Source organism: Actinomadura keratinilytica (assembly GCF_039539665.1).
GTDB classification, from domain to species: Bacteria; Actinomycetota; Actinomycetes; order Streptosporangiales; family Streptosporangiaceae; genus Spirillospora; species Spirillospora keratinilytica.
Genome location: NZ_BAABDO010000234.1, coordinates 1 through 3,182, shown reverse-complemented (window position 1 = coordinate 3,182; position 3,182 = coordinate 1). Strand labels below are relative to the sequence as shown.

Below are 3,182 nucleotides of genomic sequence, written 5' to 3'. Positions count from 1 at the left end.
GCGGGCGGCGCGGGCGGCGCCGCCGCCGCGGCGGCGAGCACGCCGGCGGCGGCGGCCAGCGCTGGACGGAACCTCATCGGCATGACCTTCCTCGGACGAACGGGGGTGCGAACCGGTCCCGGCCCCTGGGAGCGCTCCCACTCGGCGCCGAAGGTACCCCGCCCCGGTACGGCCGGGAAGACGTCTTTCACATCTCTCACAGATATTTCCGGGCGGCACGGCAACCTTCCGGTTCCGCCCCGGCGACTTGCGGGTGGAACGGCGAACCGGGGACTCCGCCCATCGCTCCCGGCGTTCCGCCTGCCCGCCCCGTCGGCCCCTGGGGCGGGCAGGTCAGCTTCTAGGGTCTGACCCATGCGGCATCTGGGAGATTTCGGCGGGCTGGTGCGGCTGGCGGGACGCCGGCGTGCGCTGTGGCCCCGCCCCGACGCGTCCCTGCGCACCCGCCTGGACGAGTCGCTGGGCATGCCCCCGTACGGCGACGACGCCGACGTGCGCACCGAACGCACCTGGTCGGCCGGCGGGATCGACGGCGAGGAGCTGTCGTGGTCGCCCGGGTTCGGGCCGCGCACCCGCGCCTGGCTGCTGCGCCCGGCCGGCGCCCGGGGGCCGCTGCCGGGCGTGCTGGCGCTGCACTGCCACGCCGGGATGAAGTACTGGGGCAAGGAGAAGATCGCCGACGGCCCGTCCGGCGGGACGCCGTCCGAGATCCGCGCGCTGCGCGCGGAGATCTACGGCGGCCGGGCGTTCGCGGTGGAGCTGGCGCGGCGCGGGTTCGCGGTGCTGTGCCACGACGTGTTCCTGTGGGGCAGCCGCCGCTTCCCGCTGGAGACGATGCCCGAACGCGTCCGCGCCCTCGCCGACGACCTGCGCGAACTGGCCGAGCGGCGGGGCGGGTCGATGAGCGCGCCGCGGTACTACGACACCGCCGCGCGCCACCACGAGCCGGTCGTCGCCAAGTACTGCAACCTGCTGGGCACCTCGCTGCTCGGCCTGGTCGCCCGCGAGGACCTCATCGCGGCGCGCGTGCTGGCCGGGCTGCCCGGCGTGCGGGCGGACGCGCTCGGCTGCGTCGGCCTGTCGGGCGGCGGTCTGCGCGCGGGGATGCTGCACGCGCTGTGCCCGCGGGTGCGGGCGTCGGTGGTGGTGGCGATGATGGCCGCGCTGCCGGACATGCTGGGCGAGCACGTGGACGCCCACTCGTGGGTGTCGTGGCCGCCCGGCCTGGCGGCGGTGGGCGACTGGCCCGACATCGTGGCGCTCGGCGCCCCGTCCCCCCTGCTGGTGCTGTACGGGGAGCGCGACCCGCTGTTCCCTCCCGAAGGCATGCGGCGTGCGGACGCCCGGCTGCGCCGGTCGTACCGGGCGGCCGGGCGGCCGGACGCCTACACCGGGGCGTTCCACCCGGTGGGCCACGTCTTCGACGCGGCGATGCAGGAGCAGGCGTTCGCGTGGCTGTCGTCGGTGCTGTCCCCCGCCCCGGGCCGGTGACGCGGCCGGGGCGCGGGTCTCCCCCGCGCCGGTCCCCCTCGCGTCAGTCGCCCTTGCGCTGGCGGTACTTGGCCTCGGCCTCGGTGAACTTCCTGGCCAGCTCGTCCAGGAACGCCTGCGGCGTCAGCTGCCCGAGCAGCACCTTCTGGAACTGCGGCTCGGCCTCGGACTTGGTCATGGCGTTGAACTCGGGCAGGTAGTACGGCAGCTGGACGAGCTTGGTCTTGGGGTCGTTGGTCGCCTTGATCGCGTTCTCCAGGGTGGGGTTCTCCTTGATCCACGGCTCGGCCGCCGACTCGGTGTTGGCCGGGATCTGCCCCTGCTCGCGGCTCCAGTAGGACGACATCTCCCGGGACGAGACGAACTCGGCGAACTTCCAGGCGGCGTCCTTGTTCTTGCTGGACTTGAACACCGCCGTCCCGCCGATCGGGTTGGAGATCACCACCCGGGTCCCGTCGGGCAGCGCGGGGATCGGCAACCCGGCGAACCTGCCCTCCCCCAGCGCCTTCCTGTGGTCGCCGTAGGAGCCGAGGTTGTGCTGCATCATGCCGATGTTGCCGCCGTCGAACTGGGCGGTCATCTTGATGTAGTCGTTGTTGACGTCGGCGCTCGGGGTGTTCTTCTTGTACAGCGCGACGGTCTTCTGCAGCGCGGCGACGTTGCGCGGGTCGTTGAGGGTGGCCTTGCCCTGCGCGTCGAAGATCTGGGTGATGCCGGACTGGGCGTAGATGAACTCCAGCACCTGCGCGATCGACCCGGCGCCGCCGCGGATGGTGTAGCCGTAGCGGTTCTTGCCGGCGTCGGTGAGCCGGTCGGCCGCGGTGTAGAAGTCGTCCCAGGTCTCCGGCGGCTTGAGGCCCTTGTCCTTGAACCAGTCGGGCCGGTACCACAGCACGCCCATGTTGGCGTTGCCGGGCAGCTGGTATAGCTTGCCGTCCGGCCCGGCCTGCTTGGTCAGCTGCAGGAAGGCGGCGTTGAGCTTGCCGTTGAGCGGGCTCTTGGCCAGCCGCTCGTCCAGCGGCTCCAGGGCGCCCTGGCCGGCCACCGAGGCCAGCAGCGCGGTGGTCATGCCGACGGTGTCCGGCAGCCCGCCGGCGGCGATGGCGGTGTCGATCTTCTGCTGCACCTGGGCGATGGGGATGCCGACGTACTTGACCTTGATCGTGGGGTTGCGCTTTTCGAACTCGGCGATGGTGTGCTGCCAGCGGGGGGTGTTGGCGGCGCTGGCGTTGGTGTCCCAGTAGGTGATCGTGACGGTGCCGGACGACCCGGAGCCGCCGCCGCACGCGCCGAGCAGCAGCGCGCCGCCCGCCATGAGCGCGGTGGCCGCCAGCGGCACTCTCGCCGGGAACCGGCGTCCCGGCTCACGACCGCGTCGAGTCATCGTCGTTCCTGCCCTTCTGGTCTGGGGTGGGATCGTCATGGGTGCTCCTGTTCTCCGTCGACGTGGAAGCCCCCGAAGTCGGCGTGGCCGGCGGCCGGGCCCGGGCCGGGCGGGGCGGCCGCGAACAGGCCGAGGGTGGCGCCGACCCACAGCGCCCCGGTCGCGGTGAACGGGTCGCCGAGCGGCCGCGGCCCGGTCCCGGCGGCGGCGGTGAAGCGGCACTCGGCTCCGGCGCCCACGCGCACGGCCAGCCGGACCGGCCGCCCCGGGTCGGGCAGCGGGCGCCGCCCGGCCGCGGCCTGCTCCG

4 protein-coding genes are annotated in these 3,182 nt (G+C 73.6%); 1 reads left to right on the top strand and 3 read right to left on the bottom strand.

Going from position 1 to position 3,182, the window contains the following annotated elements:
* The coding region (locus ABD879_RS32365; RefSeq protein WP_345025593.1) for a hypothetical protein at positions 1–200 on the bottom strand (200 nt) is incomplete at its 3' end.
* A gap of 154 nt (positions 201–354) precedes the next feature.
* On the opposite strand from ABD879_RS32365, the gene ABD879_RS32360 reads away from it, so the two are divergent.
* The gene (locus ABD879_RS32360) at positions 355–1,491 is read left to right on the top strand and encodes a dienelactone hydrolase family protein (RefSeq protein ID WP_345025592.1); all 1,137 of its coding nucleotides are present in this window, start codon (positions 355–357) and stop codon (positions 1,489–1,491) included.
* Positions 1,492–1,534: 43 nt separating this feature from the next.
* Here ABD879_RS32360 and ABD879_RS32355 read toward each other — a convergent pair whose 3' ends face one another.
* Both ABD879_RS32355 and ABD879_RS32350 read right to left on the bottom strand, forming a co-directional pair.
* A complete protein-coding gene (locus ABD879_RS32355) occupies positions 1,535–2,875 on the bottom strand; it encodes an ABC transporter substrate-binding protein (RefSeq protein WP_345025591.1) in 1,341 nt (446 codons plus the stop codon).
* A 35-nt stretch (positions 2,876–2,910) separates the two neighbouring features.
* On the bottom strand, positions 2,911–3,182 hold a 272-nt coding region (locus tag ABD879_RS32350; RefSeq protein WP_425549675.1), incomplete at its 5' end, for a hypothetical protein.

Excerpts from the sequence above, each read along its gene's own strand:
- ABD879_RS32355 (WP_345025591.1), bottom strand. The coding sequence starts at position 2,875 with ATGACTCGACGCGGTCGTGAGCCGGGACGCCGGTTCCCGGCGAGAGTG.
- ABD879_RS32360 (WP_345025592.1), top strand. The coding sequence starts at position 355 with ATGCGGCATCTGGGAGATTTCGGCGGGCTGGTGCGGCTGGCGGGACGC.